This is a genomic window from Methanothrix sp. (assembly GCF_016706325.1).
Classification (GTDB): domain Archaea; phylum Halobacteriota; class Methanosarcinia; order Methanotrichales; family Methanotrichaceae; genus Methanothrix.
On sequence record NZ_JADJJX010000001.1, the window covers coordinates 1,357,178 to 1,381,959 of the forward strand.

The window sequence follows — 24,782 nt, forward strand, 5'->3', positions numbered from 1 at the left end:
ACCTCAATTGCCAAGGCTGTACTGAGACTGATCCATCTGTTTATAAGTATGTCGATAAAAGTATGATTTATTAAGACTAGTCTGCTCGCAAAAGCAGCTCTGCAGGGCAAGGGCTGATCTTAACATCGGTGCCATTTTGTAGCAATCTTTATTATGGAGAAATCCTTTTGCCCTATCAATGGTTATGCTGGACATAATTGATCTTAAGGCTCATTTTCCCACCCCGGATGGATTGGTGAAGGCGGTGGATTCTGTAGATCTGCAAATAGAAGATAACGAGCGATTGGGGCTGATCGGCGAGACCGGTAGCGGAAAGACTGTGCTTGGCATGTCCATCATCCGCCTGCTGCCCCCCTCTGCCATAGTTGAGGGCAGGATGATCTACAAAGGGCGGGACCTCCTCCGCCTGACAGAGGAGGAGATGAGGAGATTGAGGGGAAAGGAGATCGCTATGATCCTGCAGAATCCCACCACCTCCCTCAATCCCGTCCTGAAGATAGGAGACCAGATCGCAGAGGTTATCAGCCTGCACCTGGGCCTGGGGAAAAGGGAGGCGAAAGCCAGAGCAGTGCAGATGCTGGAGGCGGCCATGATCCCGGAAGCGGAGAGGAGGGCTGAACAATACCCCCACGAGCTCTCTGGAGGGATGAAGGAGAGGGTAATGATCGCTATGGGGCTGGCCAGCCATCCCTCTTTTGTCATCGCCGATGAGCCCACCAAGGGGCTTGATGCCCGAACCAAGGCGGAGATCATCAGCCTGATCCAGGATATGACCTCAGGCCGGTCGATGCTCATGATAACCCATGATCTGGCCGCTGCCGGGGAGATATGCGACCGGATTGCGGTTTTATATGCCGGCGAGATTTTAGAGGAGGCGGGGGCAGATAAGATATTGAGCGATCCCCAGCACCCCTACACCCAGGGTTTCATCCGCTCGCTGCCAAGCCAGGGATTGCATCCCATATCCGGGTCCAGCCCCTCTCTCATCGATCCGCCCTCTGGCTGCAGATTCCACCCCCGCTGCCCCTATGTGATGGAGATCTGCAAGAGAGAGCATCCCCAGATGATCAGACTGGAAAGGGGGCATTCTTCGAGGTGTTACTTATGCCACTGATAGAGGTGCGGGATCTGAAGAAGTACTATTCCTCCGGATTGATAAATAAGCAATACTCAAGAGCAGTAGATGGAGTCTCATTTCATATCAACCGGGGGGAAACCCTGGGACTGGTGGGAGAGAGCGGCTGCGGCAAGACCACTGTGGGAAGGCTGCTCCTGCGGCTGGTCGAGCCCACATCAGGCCGCATAACTTTTGATGGCACAGATATCATCGGGCTGAAGAAGGGTGAGATGAGAAAGCTCAGGCCCCGGATGCAGATGATCTTTCAGGATCCAGAGTCATCCCTCAATCCCAGGATGCGAATAGGGGAGAGCATCTCTGAGCCTTTCCGGCTGAAGCTGAGGGGAGGGATGAGCCGGGGGGAGATGAAAAAGAGGGTTTTAGAGCTCGTCGACGTGGTGGGCCTGAACCCGGAGCATGTCAACCGCTTCCCTCATCAGCTCAGCGGCGGACAGAACCAGAGGGTGGTCCTGGCCAGGATCCTGGCCATAAAGCCGGAGTTCATCGTTGCCGATGAGCCCACTGCCTCTCTTGATGTCTCTGTGCAGGCTCAGATCCTGCGGCTCATGATGGACCTCAAGAGCGAGTTCGGCCTGACGATGCTCTTCATATCCCATGATATGGACGTCATGAGACATATGAGCGACAGGATCGCTGTCATGGAAAAAGGAAAGATAATAAGCACAATCGACAATTAAAGCGGCAAAGAGGCCCGGCTTACCCATTTGATAAATGGGAGTATATGCTGCAGACAGCAGCAGACAGCAGAAAACCCATCTCAGAAGGTGATATCAATGCTCCTGCCCAAGAGGACATCCTCCTCGCTCACCTCGACCATCTGCGTCTTCACCCCGGCCTCATTGCCCGAGAACACCAGATAAGGATCAAGGGCATGGGTCTCATAACTCTTCTCAGTGGAATAGGGAACTCTCAGCTCAAGTACATCCCCATTCCAGGTGGCCTGGTTGATATAGACGAACTTCCTCTCCCTATTGGAGCTCATATTTAGCAATGCCCCTGCCTTCTGATCTGGACCGGCATGAATTCTGAGCAATGCCCCGGGAACATACTGGAATATCTTGACCTTGCTCTTCCCCGGATTGCCTCCCAGGAGGGTCTGCGACTCGTATATCAGACGGAAGCGGCCCATGCCGGTGCCGTCGACGAGATAAAGCCGGCCCAGTGTGGTATCGAAGAATTTTCCTGTGTGAATGAGCGAGACCTGGTCTCCGCGATCCTCCCGCAGCATATAGCTGTTGACATCCTCACCTCCCCATTCTGCCAGGGAGGCGAGCTTGCCATAGGCTATGCTGTAATCGGCGAATACATATCTTGCTCCCCTGGAGTCCATGATCCCCGCCGCCTCGCTCTCGCTCTCCGTCAGGTAGAACCGGACGGCATCCTCCACCCCGGACTGGAAGTTGTTTGCCACCACTGCTCGCTCTGATAGATAGAGTATCCAGTTGCCATAATCCCACCAGCTCATCACACTGTACTCTGGAGCCTCTCTCGGATCGGCATAGAAGCTGGTCGTATTGCTATTCTCCTTCAGCCATAGCAGAGATTCATACCAGTCGCCTGCCACTGCCGGCGGGGTACTCTGAGCAAATGAGATGGCACCGATTGCCGTTGGCAGAATGAGCACGAGGATGACTGCCGCCGCCAGAGAACGCGGAGTCTTCTTCCCCTCCTCCTCCCAGCTCTTCTTGAGGTTATCCAGGATATAGAATGCCAATATGCTGATCAGCATCCCCATGTATATGGTGGATAGATACAGGAATCTGGACTGGCCGAAGGTGAGAACGAGGGAGTAGACCGCCCACATCAGGAAGAGCAGCAATGCCTGCCTCCCTTCGCCCTTCACTCCTCGCAGATAGATCATGGTGGCCGCGGCACCCGCCAGGGATAGCAGGATGTTCAATCCCAACCAGGAGAACATCACCTGAGAGAATGTCTCCATATTGTAGATCAAAGGCTCGGCCTCGCCGATCAGGCCGATCATCCCCCCGCCCCAGATGTATCCCAATCCCATGCGGATCAGGCTCTCCAGCCCGAACAGACCTCCCAATGGCCTGGAGAGGAGAATGAGGGCAAGGGATGCCACCAGGATGGCCAGGGGGAATGCCTTCCAGGATGCTCCCCTCCGCACCAGGAGGAGGGCCAGGGCGAGCATGATCGCCAGGGCGGCGAGTATGGCCGCCAATCCCAAGAAGGAGGGGGACATCCAGAGCGTATCTCTATAGGGCAGGACCAGGAGGAGGGCAAGGATGAATGCTGCCAGCAGGGTGGGAGCTACCCTCAATGGCGAGCCGTCCCGCAGCTCAAGGCTCAGGGCAACGGCAGCAATGAGCAGATAAGCGCCGAGATAGACATCCGCGCCCTGCCAGGTATAGGCCAGAGCAGCCAGAGCCACTCCACTGGCAGAGGCAAAAAGCCACCTTCTCTGGGGCCGGCTGACGGCCAGGATGAGGAAGAGCAGGGAGAGGAGCTGAAGAAATACCTCTAAAGAGTGATGGTCGGTGGCGGCAACCATAGTATACAGGAGGTAATAGGGGGCAAGGGCAGCCATAATGCTGGACAGAAGGGCAACCCGGTGGTCGAAGAGCTCACGCATCATATAGTAGACCACAACCAGGGCCAGAAGGCCGATGACCACCGGCACGAAGGCCGCCGTCATCTCCACCCCCGCTATTGTATTCTGGCCCAGAATGATACACAAAGCAGCAGATATCTGGTCGAAGAGGGGGGGCCAGCTTATGGAGAGGCCGTGAGGGTAGTTGAGGTAGGAGTCAAACCAGAGGACATCGGGAAAACTGCCTGCTCCATGCACTATCCTGCGCATATGATAGTATTCATCATAGCCCGGGAGCATTATGCCGTCTTCAGTAAGAGAGTTCCGCCCGGCAAAGAGCTTCAAGATCAGTCCGAAAAAAATGACAGCAATGAGCTCAAGCGGCTCGCTTCTCCTCCCCTGGTCCATGTTTCTTATCAAAGATATTCGATCAATATAAAGCCTTTGAGCAGCAATTCAAGTCAGGCGAATGGCCCCCTTCCTAAACATTAACGGGGGCTGTCAGCGGATGCTCATCGATCCCCGGCCCCTTCCCGATCATCCGGGCCTCATCGCAAAAGCCATCTAGGTTGGTATCATTGCAGCCCTCGTCTGGCTCATCATAATCGCTGTAATGATTTCCCATGGGCTTTGCAGCCTTGAACAATCCCAGCAGACCTCCCTCCTTCACCTCCATGCTCCACCGATTGCCACCAGTATCACTTGCCGGGACTCTGTTCTCCAGAAAATCGTTGCCGTAGATGGTGTTGTTCACTGCCCCCTCCTCGATGTAAATGCCATACCGATTCTTGTAGAGGATATTGTTCCGGATGATGTTATCAGAGGAGTCAACCAGTATCCCGGCATTGCCACATCCGCATCCCCCGGAGCCGGTGAGGTTGAAGCCCTCTATCCGGGTGCCATTGGCCCTCAATGTGATGGCAGTGGAGGATTTATTGGCGTCCACCACTGGGCGTCCGCCGCCGGTATCAAGGCCGATCAGGGCCACTGAGTGGAGGACATGGACGTGCTCTATATAATGGCCGCTTTGCACTTCAATAACATCTCCATCGCTGGCATTATTCAATGCCTGCTGGATGCTGCTATGATCTGCACCTTCGGGCGCCACCGAGATCCGGGCAGCGTTCGCATACCCTATGATCAGAATTAAGATAAGGATCATTATTATTGATCGTGCATGCATAAATCGTATTTTGACCCCATTTTCCTATTAGAACTTTTTCGTTAAGATCCCATATTCGTTAAGATCTCATATTTGTCAAGATCCCGCCGGGCTGCGGGCCGCGCCGGCAAAAGCAGCGATAGCAGATGCCGGCGGACTGGGTGGAGCGATACTAACCTCTCTGTTGGGATGAGGATATTTAACCTTGAGATAAAACAATGCCGCCAGGTGGACTATAATGCCAGATTTCGTAAGATGCCACAGCTGCGACAGGAGCGTCCCGGAGGATGAGGCCTTCGCGACAGAGGGCAAGACCCTCTGCGAGGACTGCTACATCGATCTGAGCAGCAGGATCCGGGCCTGTGATCCCTGGGGGGAGAGGTCGAAGAAGATCTACCGGGAGAGCCACGGCCTGGAGGGGACTGATGGATTGACTGATCTGCAAAAGGAGATATACGGGTATATCCAGTCCCAGGGCAGGGTCACCATGGCCGATATAAAGGCGAGGTTCAATCTATCTGAGGCTGAACTGAACAACCAGTTCGCCATTCTCAGGCACTGCCAGCTCCTGAAGGGGAAGAAAGAGGGAGATACTGTCTATATCGTTCTCTGGTAGATCGGCCTGTTAAAGGGCACTGCACATGGGGCACTGCATATAGGCTACTGCATATAGGCTACTGCATATAGGCTACTGCAGGTAGTTGTCGATACTCGTCAGCCTCTCAGCATCGCTCTTGCTGATGCTCGCATCTGCCATCACCCTCTCTTGGACCTCAATGGGGGCCTTGGCCCGCAGGGCCAGTGCCAGGCAATCGCTGGGCCGGGCATCGATCTCACTCTGCCGGGAGTCACTTCTGATGGTCAGCCGGGCATAGTAGATCCCTCCATCAAGGTCATCGATCAGCACATTAGTGATGCTGGCGGCGAGGCTCTCCAGGACGGAGATGAACAGATCATGGGTCATGGGCCGGGGGGCCAGCTCTCCACAGAGGGCATGATGGATGGAGATGGCCTCGGAGAGCCCCACGAATATGGGCACTATCCGCCCCCCCTCATCCTCCAGCAGAACCACCGGCGCTGGATTGCTCCCCTCTGACTCCGCTATATAAACTCCTTTGACCCTTACAGGGACTGGCGACTCCATACTACTGTCATGGTCGTTCATCTTATAAAACTCCGGTGATCAAAATACATCACACCCTATCTATGCCGATGCGCATGCATATGCCCTCGACATCCCACTCCTTCAGCAGGGAGCCGTGCATCTGCAGCCCCAGCCCCATCTCCAGATCAGCCGCCCGGACCTCTCCAGCGATGTGCTCCCTTCTCTGCACCACCAGATCGAGGATGGGCTTGCTCTCGATATCCACCACCGCCCGGATCTGGTCCTCTACCCGCAGATTCAGCTCCTTTCTCATATCCTGAATCCGGCGGATGATCTCCCGGCTGTAGGCCTCCGCCTCCAGCTCCGGGGTGAGGGTGATGTCCACATAGACGAGTCCCCGCGAGAACTCTGCAGCCGGCAGGTTCTCCGGAGGAAGCTCCCGGAATTGCACCATCTCGGGGGTGATAGAGTACTCCCGGCCCTGATGCCTCAAGACCGCCTGGCCGCTTCTGTCCAGATCTGATTTGACTGTGAAGGGATCGGCGGCGGCTATAGCCTCCACCACCAGCCTGGCCTCCCCCTTGTAGACCGGCCCGATCATCTTATGAACGGGAGAGATCTCCAGGTCCATTCTGGGCTTCTCACCTGGCGAGAGCAGGGTGATCCTTTTTGGAGTTGGTCTGCCCCCGGAGGACATCCTCCAGGCCCCCCAGGTCCAAAGCCTCTTTGGAGGGGGCGATTACAATCTCAGAAACCGGCCAGCGTAGCTTTCTCCCGCCTTTCTGCCGGGCATTGGAGGCGGCCATTGAGATCTCCCTTACCAGATCCATGCTCTCCTCCAGGCCCGTGTCGATCCATTTCTCATCCCCCCGGGGCCAGTCGCACATATGAACTGAGGGCCTGGCACTCCCGTCCAGGCCGCGCACCAGGTTCTGATAGATGGACTCGGCGATGAAGGGGGCGAAGGGGGCCATGAGCAGGGCGAGCTTGGTCAGGACCTCGTAGATGGTAGCATATGCGGCGAGCTTATCAGGATCATCCTGCTCAATCCAGGTTCTGGGCCGGACCAGTTGGATGTACCAGCGGCTGAGATCCTCCAGGATGAACTCGGATATGGCGCGGACGATGCGGTGCAGTTGATAGCCCTCCATCTCCTCTCTTATCACCTCTGCCAGACTGTTCGCCCGGGAGAGGATCCAGCGGTCCTCAGCTCGCAGGCTGCTTTGGTATAAGGAGAGATCCGCCTGCTTCAGATCGAAACCGTCCAGGACCATATAGGGAAGGGCGAAGCGATAAGCATTCCAGAAGATATTGATCATCCGGCTGGTGTTCTCCACCGCCTCCCAGGAGAAGTGCAGATCCTCCCAGGGGGCATTGGCTCCCAGCACATAGAAGCGCAGTATATCGGCACCGAACCTCTCCACCACCTCCTCTGGCTGGACGATGTTCCCTATGCTCTTGGACATCTTCCGCCCCTGATCGTCCAGGGTGAAGCCATGCATGAGAACGCTCTTATAGGGTGCCCGGCCAAAGGAGACCATTGAGGCCCCAAGCTGAGAATAAAACCAACCACGGGTCTGATCATGCCCCTCAGTGATGAAATCCGCCGGCCACCAGTCGTCAAACTCCTCCTTCTGGCTGGGGAATCTGAGTGTGGCCCAGGAGGCCACTGCACTGTCAAACCATACATCAAAGACATCCGGAGAGCGGTGCATCTTGCCTCCGCAGGGACAGTCCAGGAGGACTCCATCCACCTCCGGCCGGTGCAGGTCGGCGATCTCTCTGCCCGCCCTCTCCTCAAGCTCTGCTGCAGTGCCTATAACCTCCATGTGCTCGCAGTCAGGACAGCTCCAGATGGGCAGGGGGATGCCCCAGTACCTCTGCCTGGATATGCACCAGTCACGGGCATTGCTTATCCAGTCGGCAAACCTCGCCGATCCTGCCCACTCCGGATACCAGGTCACGCGGGAGATCTCATCGAGCATCTTATCTCGAAGATCGGATATCCGGAGGAACCACTGGTTGGTGGCGATGAAGATGATGGGGGTCTTGCAGCGCCAGCAGTGTCCATAGCGATGGGCCAGCCTTCCCTGGGCCAGGAGCTTGCCTCTCTCCTCCAGGTCATCGATGACAATGCTGTCCGCCTCCTTGACATACTGGCCCTGATATCTCTCTCCCGCCCCGGCGGTGTACCTGCCATCCTCGCCCACCGGGCAGAATATCTCCAGATGGTGCTCCATCCCCAGCTCATAGTCCTCCAGGCCGTGCCCAGGTGCGATGTGCACGCAGCCGGTGTTCTCAGCAGTGACGAAGTCCGCAGCATAGACGCCATGATCTATCTCCCTTTGTCTGGGGATCAGATCGAGCAGAGGATGCTCGTAGCTCAGCCTTTGCATATCATCGGCTGATAGCTCCTGCAGGAGCTCATAGTCCTGGTAGCGCCCAGTGCGGAGGACGGAGTCGACAAGCTCTGAGGCCATGATCAGGATCTCAGACCTTCCATCCTTCCAGGCTCTGACCCGGGAATAATGGAATGCGGGATTGACCGCCACTGCCACATTGGCGGGAATAGTCCAGGGGGTGGTGGTCCAGATCACTATGTAGGTGTTCTCCTCTCCGATCAGCGGGAATTTGACGTAGATCGAGTAGTCGGTCTCATCCCAGTACTCCACCTCCGAGTCGGCAATGGCCGTCTGGCAGCGGGGGCACCAGTTGACCACCCTTGAGCCCCTCTCCAGGAGGTTATGCTCATGCGCCCTCTTCAGCGCCCACCAGGCAGCCTCAAGATACTCATTCTTAAGGGTCATGTAGGGGTCGTCCCAGTCCAGCCAGGCTCCCAGGATCTTGAATTGTCCTGTCATGTCATCCATCTGTTGGAGGGCAAACTCCTTGCACCTCTGGATGAACTTGTCCACCCCATAGGCCTCGATATCCCTTTTGTTGCGGAAGCCGAAGGACTCCTCCACCTTCACCTCAATGGGCAGGCCGTGCATATCCCAGCCCGCCCGGTCCTTGACCTCAAAGCCATTCATGGATCGGTATCGCAAGACGGAGTCCTTGATCACCTTGTTCCAGGCGGTTCCCAGGTGAATGCGGCCTGTGGTATAGGGCGGCCCGTCCACAAAGAAGAATCTCTTGCCCCCCAGCCTCAACTCTCGAACCTTGCGGTATGCATCCGTTCGCTCCCACAGCGATCTTACCTCATTCTCAAGATCTTGCGCATTATACTGTCCCGCCACCTCACAGATCACTTGCAATCCTCCGAAAAACGATTGGCATCCATGTAGCTCCTCTATATTTAGCCTTTGTTGCCCACCTTGCAGGAAGATTCAGGGAGGAATATTGATATACAGATAGCCCAAACCCCGTAACTGAGGGGTTGCATATCAAAGAGGAGATCTGGATAGAGAAGTACCGCCCGGAGAGGCTGGACGACATCGTGGGCCAGGACGAGATAATCCGCCGTCTGAAGTCCTATGTGAAGACACGGAACCTGCCCCATCTTCTGTTCTCCGGGCCCCCGGGGGTGGGCAAGACCGCCGCCTCCATCTCCATCGTCAAAGAGATCTTCGGCGAGGGCTGGCGGAATAACTTCATTGAATTGAATGCCAGCGATGAACGGGGCATAGATGTCATCCGCCATAAGGTGAAGGACTTCGCCCGGATGGCCCCCCTGGGCAAGGCGGATTTCAAGGTGATATTTCTGGATGAGGCCGATGCCCTGACCAATGATGCCCAGAGCGCCCTGCGCCGGACCATGGAGAGATACTCCGCCACCACCAGGTTCATCCTCTCCTGCAACTACTCCTCCAAGATCATCGAGCCCATTCAATCCCGCTGTGCAGTCTACCGCTTCAAGCCTCTCTCCGCTGATGCAGTGAGAAAGAGGATCGGATTCATTGCCTCTGAGGAGAAGCTAAAGGTATCAGAGGGCGGTCTGTCCGCCATAGAGTATGTTGCTGGGGGCGATATGAGAAGGGCGATCAACGCCCTGCAAGCAGCAGCCCTCTTGGGCGACGAGGTGGATGAGGAGACGATCTACCAGATCACATCCACTGCCAGGCCAGAGGAGATCAGGAGCTTCATCAAGACGGCGATATCAGGAGACTTTGTGGGGGCGCGCGCCATGCTGGACGATCTATTGCTCTCCAAAGGCCTCTCCGGCCAGGATGTGGTGGTCCAGATCCACCGGGCAATGCTGGACTTGGAGGATGTTGCAGACCGGGACAGGACAAAGCTGATCGATCGCATCGGTGAGATCGATTTCCGCATGACGGAGGGGGCAAACGAGAGGATTCAGCTCGAGGCCCTGCTGGCATACTTCGCCCTGATGGCCCCAGAGAAGAGATGATCCAGCATCATTTTAGATTGACCTGCCAGGCTGCTCAGCCCTTGAGGACCGGCGTTCTGCTCTGTTCAAGAGCTTCTCTCAGCTCCTCGATTCTCACCGGTTTTGATACATAGTCATCCATCCCTGCATTCAGGCACACCTCTCTGTCCCCTTTCATGGCATGAGCAGTCATGGCGATGATATAGGGCTGCTGGCAGGGGGTACGGCGTATGCTCCTGGTCGCCTCCAGGCCGTCCATTTCCGGCATCTGCACATCCATCAGCACCACATCATAGGGGCGTCTCTTCAGCGCTGCCAGGACCTCCCGGCCATCAGCGGCGACATCCGCCCGATAGCCCAGCCGCTCCAGCATGCGCACCGCCACCTTCTGATTGATCACATTGTCCTCGGCGAGCAGTATTCTCAGGCTCTTGGGGATGTGCCGCTCGGATAGGTCAAGGGATATCTCAGGCAGCTTCTTCTTGGGCTTGGGATGAGGTTGCTCTGAGGCCTCAGCCCGAATGGTGAAGCAGAAGCTGGATCCCTCTCCTGGGGTGCTCTCCGCCCAGATGTCACCGCCCATCAGCTCAGACAGATGCTTGCAGATGGCCAGGCCCAGCCCTGTTCCGCCATACTTGCGGGTGGTGGAGGCATCCACCTGGCTGAAGGACTGGAAGAGCCGGCTCATCCTGTCCTGGGATATGCCAATGCCAGAGTCCTTCACCTGGAACTGGATCTCATAGCCATCCTCCACCGGCAGGGCGGATACATCCACCCGGACGAAGCCCTTCTCAGTGAACTTGACTGCATTGCCCAGGAGATTGACCAGGATCTGCCCGAGCCTGGTCAGATCGCCCAGAAGGTACCTGGGAACAGTGGGCTTGACCTCATAGGAGAGGGCGAGCCCCTTGCGGGCGGCGGCTTCAGCCACCATGTTGATTGAGCCCTCCAGGCACTCGATGAGGTCGAAGCACTCATTCTCCAGCTCCATCATCCCCCCCTCGATCTTGGAGAAGTCCAGGATGTCGCTGATGACCTTGAGCAGGGAATCACCGCTGCTGCGAATGGTCTCGATATAGTCCCTCTGCACAGGGTCGATATTGGTATTGAGAAGAAGGTCGGTGAAGCCGATCACTGCATTCATGGGGGTGCGGATCTCATGGCTCATATTGGCCAGGAACTCGGACTTGGCTTTTGTAGCCGATTCCGCCCTCTCTTTGGCCTCACGAAGGTCCTGTTCCACCCTCTTTCTCTCTGTGAGATCGTTGCTCACAGAGACTATTCCAATCCGCCTTCCCCGATTATCGCAGATGGTGCTGAAGGCATGAGAGGAGGGAAACAGGCTGCCGTTCTTCCTCCTGGCCAGGCACTCGCATTCCCGGTAGCCCTGGGCGAGGATCTCCTCCATCAGATCCTCCTGGGCGGATCTATTATCCAGAGGAATGATGGTATCCTTGATCCTCTGCCCCAGCACCTCTTCTGCCTTCCACTGGTAGAGGGATTCAGCAAACCGGTTCCAGTAGACTATCCTCCCATCCAGGTCGGTAGCAATAACAGCATTCCTGACCTGATCGAGCAATGAGGCCTGGAATGCTACCCTCTCCTCCGCCTCCTTCCTCTCAGTGATATCCTGTCCCTGGGCAATGGTGGCAATTACCCGGCTTCTGCTCTCATCGTAGATGTTGGCTGAGTTCCAAAGAACAGTCCTCACAACTCCACTCTGATGGAGTATGGGTATCTCCAATGCATCCCAGCTCTCTCCGGAGAGGGTTCGGCGGATATAGGCGAACGACTCCGCCCGGCTCTCATCCGGAAAGAGGATCCCCAGCGATTGGCCCAAGACCTCCTCCGCCAGCCGGCCGGTCAGCCTCTCGAAGGCATGGTTGAAGCGGGTGATGCAGAAGTTGGGATCCCAGACGATGATGGGGGCATTGGCATGGCCGAGGAGGTTCTCCAGATAGTCCCCCGTCTCCCGCAGCTCGGCAGCAGCTCGCTTAAGCTCCTCAGAAGAGCGCTTGTTTTCAGTTACGTCGTTGCCGATGCACAGGACCTCTATCACCTCTCCCCGCTCATTCAAGACCAGCCTGTGGGTCCAGGCGATCCAGACTCGCTCTTTGGTGGCTCTTATGTTCTCCGTTATCTGTGAGGAGCATTCCTCTGGATGCTCTCTTATATGCCGGATTATCTCATCGAGATTGCAGCCCTCCCCCCCCGGCGGAAAGATGGTCTCAGATATAGCCCGTCCCAGAATATCCTCCTCTTTGTAGCCGAAGAAATGCAGGCCGAACTTATTGATGAACCTGACAGCTCCACTGGTGTCCACCCGGATGATGACGCTGCTTGAGCTCTCTACCAGCTCCCGGTACTTCTCCTCGCTCTCCCGGAGGGCGGATTCTGCCTCGAAACGATCGATGAATCCCCCTATGGCGCTGGCCATGGTCATCAGTATCGAGGCCTCGCCCCAGCTCCAGACCCTCTCACGCTTGCGGTCCTCGAAGCCGATGAAGCCCCAGAAGCGGTCTATAGTGGATATTGGGGCGATCAGGAATGATAACACCCCCAGGTTCTCCAATGCCTCCCTCGCCGATGGGGGCAGATCACGGCTCCTTCCCCGGAGGGGCATCCCTCCGGAGAGGATCTCAAACCACTGAGGAATAGAGCTGTATGCCCTGTAGCCCTGATCAGGATGGTGAATCCTGGCTGGGCCAGCACCTTCCTCATTGCCAGCATATCCCTCATCGTCAGATATCCATTCATACCGGAGCCAGATCTGATCTCCGCCCTCTTCATCCAGATAATGCTCATAGATGCAGGCCCGATCCACATTGGCCGAGCAGCCCAGCATCTCCAGGGATTGGGTAAGGGCGACATCCATCTCCTCTGTGATCAGGAGCTGATTTGCGGCCAGGGTGGCTCCTGCCATGATCCTGTCCCTCCCCCGCAGGTCCTCATTTGATCCCGGATGGGCTATCCCACAGCTCACATCTCCGGAAAAACGATGCCCTCCCTCCTTCTCTTCCCCGGGGGGCGAAGGCTCTCTAAATGTGATTATGGATCTGCCTTCACCCCCCTGCCCCTGCATGGGGGCGATGGAGTACTCTACCCTCCTTCCCTGCAGATCGGCATCACCCCTATGGATCGAGCAGTCAGAGCTCCTGGCGCTCTCCAGGATTCCTGTGCATAGATCCTTCAGAATCTCGCATCCTCTGCCGGGGGCCAGCCCCTTCATAGATCCTGCCAGCATCTCTGCTGCAGGATTGGAGTAGAGGATCGCCCCGGACTGGTCGCAGATGCATATTCCATCCTCCAGGGCCTCCAGGGCGGACTGAAGCATCCTCTCAAGGCTCATGCAGATCGCCCCAGCAGGACTGCACGCACTGGAGATGCCTCAGCATCCTTCATCTTCAGGGGAAGGCATATCAACCAGTATCTTCCGGGGAGAACAGCATCGAGATCGATCCCCTCCAGTATCAGGATGTCGTTCTTCAGCAGAATATTGTGGACAGGGAGTGAATCATCCTCATACCGGTCCACTGAGAGATAATCGATTCCCACCAGGCCGGCTCCCAGAGTTATGCACATCTTTGCCGCAGGCATGGAGAGGTAGACGTATTCATCCCGGAATACAGGCTCGTGCATCAGCCCCCGGGAGGAGTTGCTGGTCTTGAAGAGGATGGCCTCTCCCTTCAGGATGCTGGCATTCTGCAATGCTTCAGCGGGGATGGCATGGCAATCCTGGGCGGCGATCACCAGGGCCGGGGTTATGAACCTGCCCGAAGGATAGCTGTCCAGAGGGGGGCCGTCCCTGAGAGTATGAGAGGGAGAGTCGATATGAGTCCCGGCATGAGAGCCCAGGGAGAGATGGGAGAGGCGATAGCCCGATCCCCCCTCCAATCCCGCTCTCCACTGCCTGAGAGGGGGGCTGTCTCCCGGATAGAGGGGAGAGCTCTCTATGGGCACACTGATATCATGCAGCTCTTTGCTCAGCAGCGCATCATAAATGGCAGGCATTTGCTGTCCAGGCAATCGAATTCCCAGATCATCCAGGGGTTATTCGCTCATAAGTATTCTCACTTGTGCGGGTATGGAGCATCATCTCCTCTCCAGGACCCGGATGAGATGATAGCCGAACTGGGATTTGACCGGGCCGATGACCTTTCCCTTCTCCCCCTCGAAGGCGGCCTTCTCAAACTCAGGGACCATTCTGCCCCTGCCAAACCAGCCTAAGTCTCCGCCGTCCTTGCCCGATGGGCACTGCGAGTGCTTGCGGGCCATCTCCGCGAAGCTCGCCCGCCCGGCTGCCAGCAGCTCTTTGAGCTCTAAGGCCTTCTTCTCCGTCTTGCACAGTATGTGTGCAGCATGGACTTCTTTTGTCATGGGCTGGGCGTATGAATGAGATGGGATAAAAAGTATTCCCGGCAACATTGAGCTTTTCAGCAGATCTAAGGCAGGATCTCCTGTACCCTTCCCACCCGGCCGTCCTCCAGCCTCACCTTTATGCCATGAGGATGAAAAGAGGAGGTGGTGAGGATGGCCTTCACAATCCCGCGCGTTCTCTTTCCGCTGCGCTGATCCTTCTTCAAGACCACCTCCACCACCAGGCCGGGCCGGATATCCAGGCGGTTCTTGCCGCTATTGGCTGGCATCAAGCCCAGCTCTCTTCGGGCCCATTTATCTAGTCTTTGCCCGGGGTTTGCTCTTCCCCAATCTCTCCATCTCTCATTTCATTCCGCTCGGCTTATCTCATTCCATCCTATTCCACCTCATCCCATTCCATCCTATTCCACCTCATTCCATTCCACTCTATTCCACCTCATTCCATTCCGCCCGATCATCCTGCCCATCCTCGCTATCAAGTGCACAGCCCCGCCTTCAAAGGCAATCTTTATAAGGAGAGAGGTGCAGCAAGATCTCTGCGCAGAGTGCTGCCCTGTCCGGTGAAGGCCAGGCGATGTCCAGGGTGAAGCAGTGCTCTGGCAGATTGAGCCTCCCTGTGCCAAGGTGGCGGAGCGGCTACGCAAATGCCTGCAGAGCATTACTACTCCGGTTCGAATCCGGACCTTGGCTTCCTCATCTTCAATGATTTTTCAATCTTTCATCTCTTCCCTATGCCCCTGTCAAATGTCCCCCTCTCTGCCCCGATTTTGTAGAGATATCGTCCCCATTCTGACATCATATTGTATTAATATCCTCTTTTAATTTGTGATATATTTCAGGGAAAGGCTTATATCCGCTCAAGTCAGTTTGATACAGTCCTAATTATTAAGGAGGCTTAGTCGATTTTGAGCGAAGCTACAGGCTATGATGCAAGCCAAATCCAGGTTCTCGATGGCCTTGAGGCGGTCAGGCGCCGGCCATCGATGTACATAGGCAGCACAGACTCCCTGGGGCTGCACCATCTGGTCTATGAGGTAGTGGACAATAGCGTGGACGAGGCCCTGGGTGGTTTTTGCACTGAGATCAATGTGATCATCAATCCCGGTGGGAGCGTCTCCATACGAGACAACGGCCGGGGCATCCCGGTGGATATCCATCCTCAGTTCAACCGGCCAGCCCTGGAGATCGTCTTGACAGTTCTGCACGCCGGCGGCAAGTTCGATCACGAGTCTTATGGCGTCTCAGGCGGGCTGCATGGGGTGGGGGTCTCGGTGGTAAATGCCCTCTCCGAGTGGATGGAGGTGCAGGTCCGCAGGAACGGGCGGATCTACTGGCAGCGCTTTGAGAAGGGCAAGGTGGCCTCGGATCTGGAGGATCGGGGCAGCTCCGATAGCACCGGAACCACCATCACCTTCAAGCCCGATCCGGCCGTATTCGAGGAGACGGAGTTCCATTTCGATACCCTCTCCTCCCGGCTGAGGGAGCTGGCCTTCCTCAACCGCGGCCTGAAGATAACCATAAAGGATGAGCCCTCCGATAAGGAGAACATCTTCCAGTACGAGGGAGGCATCATCTCCTTTGTGGAGTACCTCAATAAGAATAAAGAGGCGTTACACGAGCCAGTCTACCTCTCGCGCAGCAAGAATGGGACCCAGGTGGAAGTAGCCCTGCAGTACAACGACTCTTATGCAGAAAATATATTCTCTTATGCCAATAACATCAACACCCGTGAGGGTGGAACTCACCTCATGGGCTTTCGCGCTGCTTTAACCCGCACGGTCAATGATTATGCCCGGAACAACAAGCTCTTCAAGAGCGAGATGAAGCTGGGGGGAGAGGATCTGCGAGAGGGGCTGGTGGCGGTTGTAAGCGTAAAGCTCCCTGACCCCCAGTTCGAGGGCCAGACCAAGACCCGGCTGGGCAACAGCTCCATCCGGGGGATAGTCGATTCCTTGGTGGCAGAAGGCCTGGCGGAGTACTTCGAGGAGAACCCTGCCGTTGCCACGACCATTGTGGAGAAGGCGGCTGAGGCCATGCGCGCCAGAGAGGCAGCGCGGAAGGCCAAGGAGCTGACCCGGCGCAAGAATGCCCTCAGCTCCGGCGGACTGCCCGGAAAGCTGGCCGACTGCTCAGACAACGATCCGGCAAGATGCGAGATCTACATCGTGGAGGGCGAGTCTGCTGGTGGCTGTTTCTCAGGCGACACCGAGATATCGCTGGCTGATGGCCGGAACATAAGTTTCAAAGAGCTGCTGGCAGAGCAGGCAGAGGGAAAGGAGCACTTCTGCTACACCATTTGCAGGGATGGCGCCATCGGACTGGAGAGAATTGAGAACGCCAGAATCACAAGCAGAGATGCCGAGGTGATCAGAGTCCTCCTTGACAGCGGCAAGAGGATCACCTGCACTCCAGACCATCGATTCATGCTGCGCGATGGCAGCTATAAGATGGCAAAGGAGCTCACAGCAGATGACCCGCTGATGCCCTTATATCGCAGGCTTTCGGATATCGGGCAACCAGCAGCCTCAACTGCTGGCTATGAGATGGTCTTGAATCCTCGCACAGACTCCTGGCTGTTCACTCATATCCTGGCTGATTGGTACAATCTCAGGCAAGGCGCATATGCCAATTCAGATGGCGATCATTGCCATCACATCGATCTCAACAGAGGTAACAATAATCCGACAAATATCAGACGCCTTCAAAAGAATGATCTTCCTGCAAATCCAGGCCACAGCATCGATATCGTAGAATGCAGCTCGCATTGCAATGCCATAGGAGATAAGTCCCTATTACATTTTGAGACATCAGAGGAAAGAGATCCTTATTGTGACAGGAATCTGGCTGCCCAGGCCGCTCAGAGCCTCAACCATCGGATAGTATCAATTGAGCCGGTGGATGTCAAGATGGATGTGTATGACATCGAGGTGCCCAATACACACAACTTCGCCTTGGCCAGCGGTGTCTTCGTCCACAATAGCGCCAAGCAGGGAAGGAACAGGCATTTTCAGGCCATACTGCCCCTGCGGGGCAAGATCCTCAATGTGGAGAGGGCAAGGCTGGACAAGATCCTCAAGAACGCCGAGATCCGCAATATGATTGTGGCCTTCGGCACCGGGATAGGAGATGACTTCGATATCAGTAAGGCGAGATACCATAAGGTGGTTATAATGACCGATGCCGATGTTGATGGCGCACACATTCGCACCCTTCTTCTCACCTTCTTCTATCGCTATATGCGGCCTCTGATCGATGCCGGCTATGTCTTCATCGCCCAGCCCCCCCTCTATCAGGTCAAGAAGGGAAAGCAGATCAATTATGCCTATAGCGATGAGCAGCTCAACCAACTGGTGAGCTCCATGACCAAGCCGGTCATCCAAAGGTACAAGGGCCTGGGTGAGATGAACCCAGATCAGCTCTGGGAGACCACCATGGACCCGGAGAGGAGGATCATGCTCAAGGTCACCTTGGAGGATGCAGTTGAAGCGGACCGTATATTCACCATTCTCATGGGCGACCGGGTGGAGCCGCGGCGGGAGTTCATTGAGAAGCATGCCAAGTTTGTGAAGAATCTGGATATCTGAGGTGGATTGTGACAGAGGTACATGTAAACATCACCGAGGAGATGAAGTCCTCTTACATCGATTATGCCATGAGCGTTATTGTGGGGAGGGCGCTTCCCGACGTTCGAGACGGATTGAAGCCCGTCCACCGCCGCATTCTCTATGCCATGTATGAGCAGGGGATGACCCACGATCAGCCCTACAAGAAGTCCGCCCGCGTGGTGGGCGATGTGATGGGCAAGTACCATCCCCATGGCGATGCCGCCATATATGAGACCATGGTCAGAATGGCCCAGACCTTCTCCATGCGTTATCCCCTGATCGACGGTCAGGGCAACTTCGGCTCCATCGATGGTGATCCGGCAGCAGCCATGCGCTACACCGAGGTGCGGCTCTCCCGCATTGCCGGGGAGATGCTGCAGGACATAGATAAAGATACTGTGGACTTTGCGCCCAACTACGACAACTCGCTGAAGGAGCCGACGGTCCTTCCGGGAAAGCTCCCCAACCTGCTTCTCAATGGCTCGACCGGCATTGCTGTGGGCATGGCGACCAATATACCTCCCCACAATCTGAACGAGCTGGCGGGGGCGATCATCCATCTGATAGACAATCCCGAGGCATCAATGGCTGAGCTGATGCACCACTTGCCGGGCCCTGACTTTCCCACAGGTGGTTATATTGTGGGCCGGGCAGGGATCGAGTCCGCCTATCTGACCGGCAGGGGGAGCATAATCCTCCAGGCCAGGTCGGAGATGGAGGAGGGGCCAAAGGGCAGCAAGATCATCTTCACTGAGCTTCCCTACCAGGTGAACAAGTCCAAGTTGATTGAGGATACAGCGGAGATGGTGAAGAGGGGGCGGCTGGAGGGCATATCCGATCTGCGGGATGAGTCGGACAAGGAAGGCATTCGCCTGGTGGTGGAGGTCAAGGCCGGATTCAATGCCAATGTGGTCTTAAACCAGTTGCATAAACATACTGCTCTGCAGACCAGCTACGGCATCAACAATATGGTGCTGGTGGACGGCATGCCCAAGATCCTCTCCTTGAAGGAGACATTGGAGCAGTACATCTACTACCGCTCCATTGTGGTGGAGAGGCGCACCCGCTTCGAGCTGGATGCGGCTGAAAAGAGGGCTCATATCCTGGCCGGCCTGCTCATCGCCCTGAAGAGCATCGATGAGGTGATAAGGATCATCAAGGCCGCACCCAGCCCGGCCGAGGCCAGGAGTGGTCTGATTGAGGCATTCCTCCTCTCTGAGGAGCAGGCGAAGGCCATTTTGGACATGAGGCTGCAGAGGCTCACTGGCCTGGAGCAGGAGAAGATAGCCTCCGAGGCAGCAGAGCTGGAGCGGCAGATAGAGAGGCTCCGGCAGATCCTCTCCAGCAACCTGGAGATACTGGGCATCATCAAGGATGAGCTGACGGAGCTTATAAGCAAGTATGGCGATGAGCGGCGCACCCAGATCATCGAGGCCGAGGGCGAGGTCACCCATGAGGATCTCATTCAGGAGGAGGAGGTGGCAGTGACCATCACCAGCTCCGGATACATCAAACGCCAGCCCCTCAATGCCTATCGCATGCAGAGAAGGGGTGGACGGGGGGTGATAGGGGCTGAGACCAAGACAGAGGAGTTTGTGACCGACGTGTCCACCGCCTCCACCAAGGACTATCTTCTCTTCTTCACCGATAAGGGCAAAGCCCACTGGCTCAAGGTCTATGAGGTGCCCTCTTTGGGGAGAGTGGCGCGGGGCAAGTCAATAGTGAACCTTCTCCATCTGGAGCCTGATGAGAGGATCACCGGGGCCATTCCGGTGAAGAGCTTCGAGGCGGGCTACATCGTTCTGGTCACAAGAAGCGGCAATATTGTGAAGATGCCCTGCGGGCCTTCTCCAATCCCCGCAAGGGTGGGATAAAAGCAGTGAATCTGAAGGGGGACAGCCTGGTCTCGGCCAAGCTCACCAACGGAGAGAAGGAGCTGCTGGTGGCCACCAAGTATGGCAAAGCCATCCGCTTCAAGGAGGGGGATGTGCGTGCCTCCAACCGGGGGACCATGGGGGTCAAGGCGATCAGCCTCAATATGGGGGACGAGCTGATCAGCATGGATGTGATCGAGCCCGACTCAGGCTCGACGCTGCTCACCATCACCAATCTGGGCTATGGCAAGAGGACTGACCTCAAGGAGTATCCCTCGCAGAGGCGGGGGGGCAAGGGGGTTAAGAACATCGATGCCCGCAAGGGGTATGTCTGCTGCACCACCACCGTCTTCGAGGAGGACGAGCTGCTCATCACCACCAAAGATGGGGTGATGATCAGGATCCCGGCGAGCGACATCCGGGTGCAGGGCCGCTCCACCCAGGGGGTGCGGATCATGGCGGTCAAGCCGGGGGACGAGGTGGCGGCGATAGCCAGGATAAGCTAGGGGACCGGGCCGGGCAAGGGCCTATGCACTGCCCGCAGATAGGAGCGGCTGCCCTTCTGCGCTTGCGTGGCCCTGAATTCTTCCAGGCCGCGCAAAGGATGCCAATCACCTATCTGCTGGATATTATGCACCTGTCTGAGAGCAAGTAGCCGGTTATGTCGTGCATCATGTAACCCCGTGCTCGTGGATGATCGAGCAGGGGATGGGATATCGTGGTGGACCTTAGAGGAGAAGAGGGTAGCAGAGGGGCTGATTATAGGAATATGCGTATAATAATTTTAGTTGAATAACCTTGAAGGACTGATGCTATCTCAGCGGGAACTGAGATTCAAGCGATCAATTTTTGTGCTAGAAAGAAATACTCCCAAAAGTCATTGAAATGAAGGAAAAAAATACAAGCAAAACATCGCGTTTCGGGTTCAGGCTCGAAAAGGTTGGAATACATACTTCTCGCACCATAATGCTGGAGGATTTGCAGCATCTACTATCACATATCAACAATCCAGACGCTACAAGAAGCGATTATATCAGATAGGATAAATGATTATCACTTGAGGCTGGAAGAGAAGAAAGCCATAAAAAGTTCGTACGTGTTTAGCTCTCACATGGTTCTTAATATTTTCCCACCATGCCGAAATAAATTAGACCGGAAAAATTAAGTAATATTATGTCAATAATCTTTAATTGAGAGTATGGATCAATCAGAGATCATCCGTCAACTTCAAGCTCAAAATGAGCAATTAAGGCTTGAGAATGAATTTCTCAAAGCCAGGATCTGTGAGCTAGAAGCCCGTTTAGCTCAATATGAAAATGCCCACACTCCGCCAAGCCTGCGACGTGGCCGCAATCGCAAAAAGGATGTGACCAACAAGGGAAAGCCCGGCCAAAAAGTCGGGCATAAAGGTGTAACCAGACCCTCGGCTATCCCGGATAGCCAAGTTGAGGTTACAGCCGATCGATGCCCGGATTGCGGAGCAAAGCTTGCCCTTCCTTTTCGATTTGAGTCTAAGATTATCGAGGAAATTCCTGAACCACAGCCTGTCACAGTCACTGAATACAAAATAGCCCATTACATTTGTCCATGTTGTCGGAAGGAGGTCGTTGCATCCGATCCAAATTGCCCACATGAAGGCAAATTCGGAAACAACGTTATTGCGCAGGCGACGCTTATGAGATACGCGGATAGGTTGCCTCACAGAAAGATCCAGGATGCTCTGAAGAGAATGCATGGCCTGGTATTAAGCCCTGCTGCGATATTTGATCTGACTCGTCGCGCTGGGGAAGCAGTTAGGCCGGAATACGATGCCATCTTGGAAAGGATTCGTGGTGCTCCGATTCTTTACATAGATGAGACGGGGATTCATGTTCAGGGAGAAAAGCACTGGATCTGGGCGTTTACTACTCCATTTGAGACCTTTTTTGTAATTCGAAAAAGTCGAGGAACGAATGTCCTGATAGACGTCCTTACGCGGAAGTTCAAGGGGATAATTGTATGTGACGGATGGAAACCTTATGCTAGATTCACAAAAAGGTTGCAGCGATGTTGGGCGCATCTTCTTCGAGAATCAAAAGACCTTTCTGAGATGTTTGATGAAGCAGCTCCTTTGCATGAAGCACTCAAGGGACTTTATGAATCGCTGAACACGTCCTCAGAATGTGATCCTCCGCCAGAGGTGAGAATAAATATCTGGCAATCGGCACGAGAAGTGCTACAGCATTGGATCGACAGAGAGTACTTGGAAGTGAAGGTCCAAAAATTCATCCGCAAAATCTGCAATGGCTTTGACTACTGGTTCACGTTCATTCTAAATCCAGGCGTGGAGCCGACAAATAATAGAGCAGAGAGAGCTTTGCGGCCACATGTTGTGCTAAGAAAGATCTTGGGAACTTTGAGAAATAGCAAGGGAACTGCTATTCACGAGCTGATCATTACGGCGCTGACAACATGGGGACAGAGAGGATTGGATTGCCTCCAAATGCTAACCATAAGACTGGCTAGCTAAACACGTACAAAATTATAATCCAATAAGTTAAATTGGGCGCGGACATCTGCCCCAAAAAGGAGGTCCGTAATACTTTACCCCCTTTATGTAATAAAAAAGAGGCCTTGCCCCAGGAAAGCTCAGTCCATGATCTTCTGGGCCAGCCTTCTGTACACCTCGGCCTGAGGCGAGCCGGGCGCCCCTTCGATCACGGTCATGTTCTTTTCTTCACAGACCTGAATGATGGGGTCACGAGGAATTTCAGCCACCACTTCCGTGCCCATCTCCTGGGCTGCTCTCTTCACCATCTCTGACTCATTTGTGACTCCCCGGGCGTTGAGGATGACGCCCTTCAGCCGGGCGTATCCCCGGCCCTTGAACTGCTCCACCGCCTTGGCGATGTTCCTGGCGGCGAAGAGGGACATCTTCTCTCCAGAGGTCACTATATAGACCTCCTCTGCGTATCCTCTTCGGAGGGGCATGGCAAATCCGCCGCATACGACGTCTCCTAAAACATCATAAAAGACGACCTGGGGCTGATAGATCTCGTAGGCGTTTAGAGATTCGAGCTTCTCGAAAGAGGCAATTATGCCTCGTCCGGCGCACCCGACCCCAGGAGTTGGTCCGCCGCATTCTGCACAGAGCACGCCTCCAAAGCCTCGAAAGGCCATATCGTCGAGGGACGCCTCCCCTCCGCTTTCTCTCAGGGTGTCCAGAATGGTCGGCACCGGCCTTCCGTTCATCAGCATGCTGGTCGAATCGGCTTTCGGGTCGCATCCGATCTGCATCACCTTGTACCCCAATTCTCCCAGGGCCGCAGAAATGTTGGCGGTGGTGGTGGACTTTCCGATCCCCCCCTTACCATAGATGGCAATCTTCTTCATCTTCGAAACACCTCTGGATTCTGGTTGAGTCGGTTGAGGAAGGTCTGGGTGAGGTAGGCATGCCCCCGAAAACCGACAAAGGGCGTACCATTGAACCGGTAGAGGTGATCGAAGGCCGGAAAGGCGGCATGGATCTTGATAGGGACATCCTTTGCCAAGTAGAGGTCGTAGGAGTTTCCGAAGATCACCTGAGGATCGATCCTGGCGATCTCCTCCTCCAGGATCGCAGTATCTGGCCCGATCAGAATGTCGGGCGTGCCCCACCTCTTGAACTTCTCTTCGAATCTCGGATCTTCGGGGGACTTCGGCAGGACCACCAGGGGCGATTTCATCTCCCACTCCTCCACCATCAACCTGACCAATCCCAGGGCATAGTCGTAAGGACAGGATACCATCGCCCTCAGGTGATCGAATCTCTGAAGAGGGGTGGTGAGCTCCAGGATCGAAAATCCGTACCTTTCAAGCTCAGAGGCCAGGACACCTCGTCCCAGATCCAGGTCCAGCCTCTCTCCCACATCCTCCAGCCACTCCACCGTTCCCCTTATCCCAAAGGGAAGGCTGTAAAGGTGAGGAATCCCGAAACGCTCCTCCAGGATCCCGGCGGCTTCCAGCCCCACGTCCCTGGTTACCAGGTTCAGAGAGGCTGAAGCCATCTCTTCTATCTCGTCCGTGCTTGTTCGGCAGGTGAAGACGGTGTTCACCTCGGCGCCCAATAGCCCCAACAGCCGCTTCAGCTCGACCAGGTCCGAGACGTTGTTGAAAGAGTCGATGGTGGGGCCGATCATGTTGATGGAGAAGGGCTTTTTTTCTTTGGGCTCCTTTGCCACCTCTCTGGCCAAAGTGGAGAAGGCCTCCTTTATCCCCTGGGTATAGTCTCCTTTGAAGCCTCCGCCGGAGAAGGAGAGTAGCCTGGCCTTTGTGCGGGGCTGGATCTCCTCGATGACGCCGTCCAGGTCCAGGCCAATCACGGAGGTGACCCCCGTTGCCACCAGGGCGATGATCTTGGGGTGCAGGGTGCAATCGAGATCCTTCACCGCTCGTTTCAGCTTGTCCTCTCTCCCCATCACCACGTCATCCTCGTCCATCCCGCAGGAGAAGAGCTTCCCCTTCGGAGACTGCTTGTTCATTATCATGTAGTTGACGACGTTGTAGCTGCAGGTTCCCGTGGACCCGTGCTCCAGAACGAGGAGGTCTTCAACCCCTGAGAGACCCCACAATACCCCGAAGTAATCGGAGGGCACGGGATAGCTCTCCAGCTTTAGATCCAT

General features: G+C 55.5%; 17 protein-coding genes, 1 tRNA gene and 1 pseudogene. 9 read left to right on the forward strand and 10 right to left on the reverse strand.

The window, feature by feature from the left end:
• Window positions 1-178 precede the first annotated feature (178 nt).
• Together IPI63_RS07145 and IPI63_RS07150 are read left to right on the forward strand one after the other, a co-directional pair.
• Window positions 179-1,114, forward strand: a complete 936-nt coding sequence (locus tag IPI63_RS07145) for an ABC transporter ATP-binding protein (protein ID WP_292477632.1) — start codon at window positions 179-181, stop codon at window positions 1,112-1,114.
• Window positions 1,105-1,815, forward strand: coding sequence for a dipeptide/oligopeptide/nickel ABC transporter ATP-binding protein (locus IPI63_RS07150; protein WP_292477633.1), 711 nt, complete (start codon window positions 1,105-1,107; stop codon window positions 1,813-1,815). Before IPI63_RS07145 ends, IPI63_RS07150 begins: the two co-directional genes overlap by 10 nt.
• 80 nt (window positions 1,816-1,895) lie before the next feature.
• On the opposite strand, the gene IPI63_RS07155 is transcribed toward IPI63_RS07150, so the two are convergent.
• Window positions 1,896-4,097 carry an STT3 domain-containing protein gene (locus IPI63_RS07155; protein ID WP_292477634.1) on the reverse strand — a complete coding sequence of 734 codons (2,202 nt, stop codon included), beginning with the start codon at window positions 4,095-4,097 and terminating at the stop codon, window positions 1,896-1,898.
• A gap of 73 nt (window positions 4,098-4,170) precedes the next feature.
• Entirely contained in the window at window positions 4,171-4,797 is a 627-nt protein-coding gene (locus tag IPI63_RS07160) for a nitrous oxide reductase family maturation protein NosD (protein ID WP_292477635.1), read from the reverse strand.
• 292 nt (window positions 4,798-5,089) lie between these two features.
• Here IPI63_RS07160 and IPI63_RS07165 point away from each other — a divergent pair, with 292 nt between their 5' ends.
• A complete protein-coding gene (locus tag IPI63_RS07165; RefSeq protein ID WP_214065404.1) occupies window positions 5,090-5,467 on the forward strand; it encodes a hypothetical protein in 378 nt (125 codons plus the stop codon).
• A 72-nt stretch (window positions 5,468-5,539) separates the two neighbouring features.
• Here the strand turns inward: IPI63_RS07165 and IPI63_RS07170 are convergent, their stop codons facing one another.
• Both IPI63_RS07170 and ileS read right to left on the reverse strand, forming a co-directional pair.
• On the reverse strand, window positions 5,540-5,995 hold the full coding sequence (locus IPI63_RS07170; RefSeq protein ID WP_292477636.1) for a bifunctional nuclease family protein: 456 nt from the start codon (window positions 5,993-5,995) through the stop codon (window positions 5,540-5,542).
• Window positions 5,996-6,044: 49 nt separating this feature from the next.
• Window positions 6,045-9,207: pseudogene (ileS, locus tag IPI63_RS07180) on the reverse strand (isoleucine--tRNA ligase).
• A gap of 128 nt (window positions 9,208-9,335) precedes the next feature.
• On the opposite strand from ileS, the gene IPI63_RS07185 reads away from it, so the two are divergent.
• Window positions 9,336-10,307, forward strand: coding sequence for a replication factor C small subunit (locus IPI63_RS07185; protein ID WP_214080523.1), 972 nt, complete (start codon window positions 9,336-9,338; stop codon window positions 10,305-10,307).
• Window positions 10,308-10,341: 34 nt separating this feature from the next.
• Here the strand turns inward: IPI63_RS07185 and IPI63_RS07190 are convergent, their stop codons facing one another.
• The 4 genes from IPI63_RS07190 to IPI63_RS07205 all read right to left on the reverse strand — a co-directional run bounded on the left by IPI63_RS07190 (window position 10,342) and on the right by IPI63_RS07205 (window position 14,932).
• The gene (locus IPI63_RS07190) at window positions 10,342-13,635 is read right to left on the reverse strand and encodes a PAS domain S-box protein (RefSeq protein WP_292477640.1); all 3,294 of its coding nucleotides are present in this window, start codon (window positions 13,633-13,635) and stop codon (window positions 10,342-10,344) included.
• Window positions 13,632-14,297, reverse strand: a complete 666-nt coding sequence (locus tag IPI63_RS07195; protein ID WP_214080522.1) for a cyclase family protein — start codon at window positions 14,295-14,297, stop codon at window positions 13,632-13,634. Before IPI63_RS07195 ends, IPI63_RS07190 begins: the two co-directional genes overlap by 4 nt.
• 81 nt (window positions 14,298-14,378) lie before the next feature.
• Window positions 14,379-14,663 (reverse strand): peptidylprolyl isomerase, encoded by a 285-nt coding sequence (locus IPI63_RS07200; protein ID WP_214064345.1) that lies wholly within the window; start codon window positions 14,661-14,663, stop codon window positions 14,379-14,381.
• Between the two features lie 65 nt (window positions 14,664-14,728).
• Window positions 14,729-14,932 (reverse strand): YwbE family protein, encoded by a 204-nt coding sequence (locus IPI63_RS07205; RefSeq protein ID WP_292477642.1) that lies wholly within the window; start codon window positions 14,930-14,932, stop codon window positions 14,729-14,731.
• 349 nt (window positions 14,933-15,281) lie between these two features.
• Here IPI63_RS07205 and IPI63_RS07210 point away from each other — a divergent pair.
• The 5 genes from IPI63_RS07210 to tnpC all read left to right on the forward strand — a co-directional run bounded on the left by IPI63_RS07210 (window position 15,282) and on the right by tnpC (window position 22,651).
• Window positions 15,282-15,353: transfer RNA gene (locus IPI63_RS07210), tRNA-Cys, on the forward strand.
• Between the two features lie 215 nt (window positions 15,354-15,568).
• On the forward strand, window positions 15,569-18,247 hold the full coding sequence (gene gyrB, locus IPI63_RS07215) for a DNA topoisomerase (ATP-hydrolyzing) subunit B (protein ID WP_292477644.1): 2,679 nt from the start codon (window positions 15,569-15,571) through the stop codon (window positions 18,245-18,247).
• 8 nt (window positions 18,248-18,255) lie between these two features.
• The gene (gene gyrA / locus IPI63_RS07220; protein ID WP_292477646.1) at window positions 18,256-20,142 is read left to right on the forward strand and encodes a DNA gyrase subunit A; all 1,887 of its coding nucleotides are present in this window, start codon (window positions 18,256-18,258) and stop codon (window positions 20,140-20,142) included.
• Between the two features lie 5 nt (window positions 20,143-20,147).
• A complete protein-coding gene (locus tag IPI63_RS07225) occupies window positions 20,148-20,648 on the forward strand; it encodes a DNA gyrase C-terminal beta-propeller domain-containing protein (protein WP_292477647.1) in 501 nt (166 codons plus the stop codon).
• A 692-nt stretch (window positions 20,649-21,340) separates the two neighbouring features.
• On the forward strand, window positions 21,341-22,651 hold the full coding sequence (gene tnpC / locus IPI63_RS07230) for an IS66 family transposase (protein ID WP_292477648.1): 1,311 nt from the start codon (window positions 21,341-21,343) through the stop codon (window positions 22,649-22,651).
• Between the two features lie 119 nt (window positions 22,652-22,770).
• On the opposite strand, the gene IPI63_RS07235 is transcribed toward tnpC, so the two are convergent.
• Complete coding sequence (locus tag IPI63_RS07235; RefSeq protein WP_292477650.1) at window positions 22,771-23,514, reverse strand: nitrogenase iron protein NifH; 744 nt, start codon at window positions 23,512-23,514, stop codon at window positions 22,771-22,773.
• Window positions 23,511-24,782, reverse strand: a complete 1,272-nt coding sequence (locus IPI63_RS07240) for a nitrogenase component 1 (RefSeq protein ID WP_292477651.1) — start codon at window positions 24,780-24,782, stop codon at window positions 23,511-23,513. Before IPI63_RS07240 ends, IPI63_RS07235 begins: the two co-directional genes overlap by 4 nt.

What these genes read in the sequence shown, in the direction of transcription:
- IPI63_RS07145 (WP_292477632.1), top strand. Translation starts at nt 179, where the DNA reads ATGGTTATGCTGGACATAATTGATCTTAAGGCTCATTTTCCCACCCCG.
- IPI63_RS07150 (WP_292477633.1), top strand. Translation starts at nt 1,105, where the DNA reads ATGCCACTGATAGAGGTGCGGGATCTGAAGAAGTACTATTCCTCCGGA.
- IPI63_RS07155 (WP_292477634.1), bottom strand. Translation starts at nt 4,097, where the DNA reads ATGGACCAGGGGAGGAGAAGCGAGCCGCTTGAGCTCATTGCTGTCATT.
- IPI63_RS07165 (WP_214065404.1), top strand. Translation starts at nt 5,090, where the DNA reads ATGCCAGATTTCGTAAGATGCCACAGCTGCGACAGGAGCGTCCCGGAG.
- IPI63_RS07170 (WP_292477636.1), bottom strand. Translation starts at nt 5,995, where the DNA reads ATGGAGTCGCCAGTCCCTGTAAGGGTCAAAGGAGTTTATATAGCGGAG.
- IPI63_RS07190 (WP_292477640.1), bottom strand. Translation starts at nt 13,635, where the DNA reads ATGAGCCTTGAGAGGATGCTTCAGTCCGCCCTGGAGGCCCTGGAGGAT.
- IPI63_RS07195 (WP_214080522.1), bottom strand. Translation starts at nt 14,297, where the DNA reads ATGCCTGCCATTTATGATGCGCTGCTGAGCAAAGAGCTGCATGATATC.
- IPI63_RS07200 (WP_214064345.1), bottom strand. Translation starts at nt 14,663, where the DNA reads ATGACAAAAGAAGTCCATGCTGCACACATACTGTGCAAGACGGAGAAG.
- IPI63_RS07205 (WP_292477642.1), bottom strand. Translation starts at nt 14,932, where the DNA reads ATGCCAGCCAATAGCGGCAAGAACCGCCTGGATATCCGGCCCGGCCTG.
- tnpC (WP_292477648.1), top strand. Translation starts at nt 21,341, where the DNA reads ATGGATCAATCAGAGATCATCCGTCAACTTCAAGCTCAAAATGAGCAA.
- IPI63_RS07235 (WP_292477650.1), bottom strand. Translation starts at nt 23,514, where the DNA reads ATGAAGAAGATTGCCATCTATGGTAAGGGGGGGATCGGAAAGTCCACC.
- IPI63_RS07240 (WP_292477651.1), bottom strand. Translation starts at nt 24,782, where the DNA reads ATGGATCTAAAGCTGGAGAGCTATCCCGTGCCCTCCGATTACTTCGGG.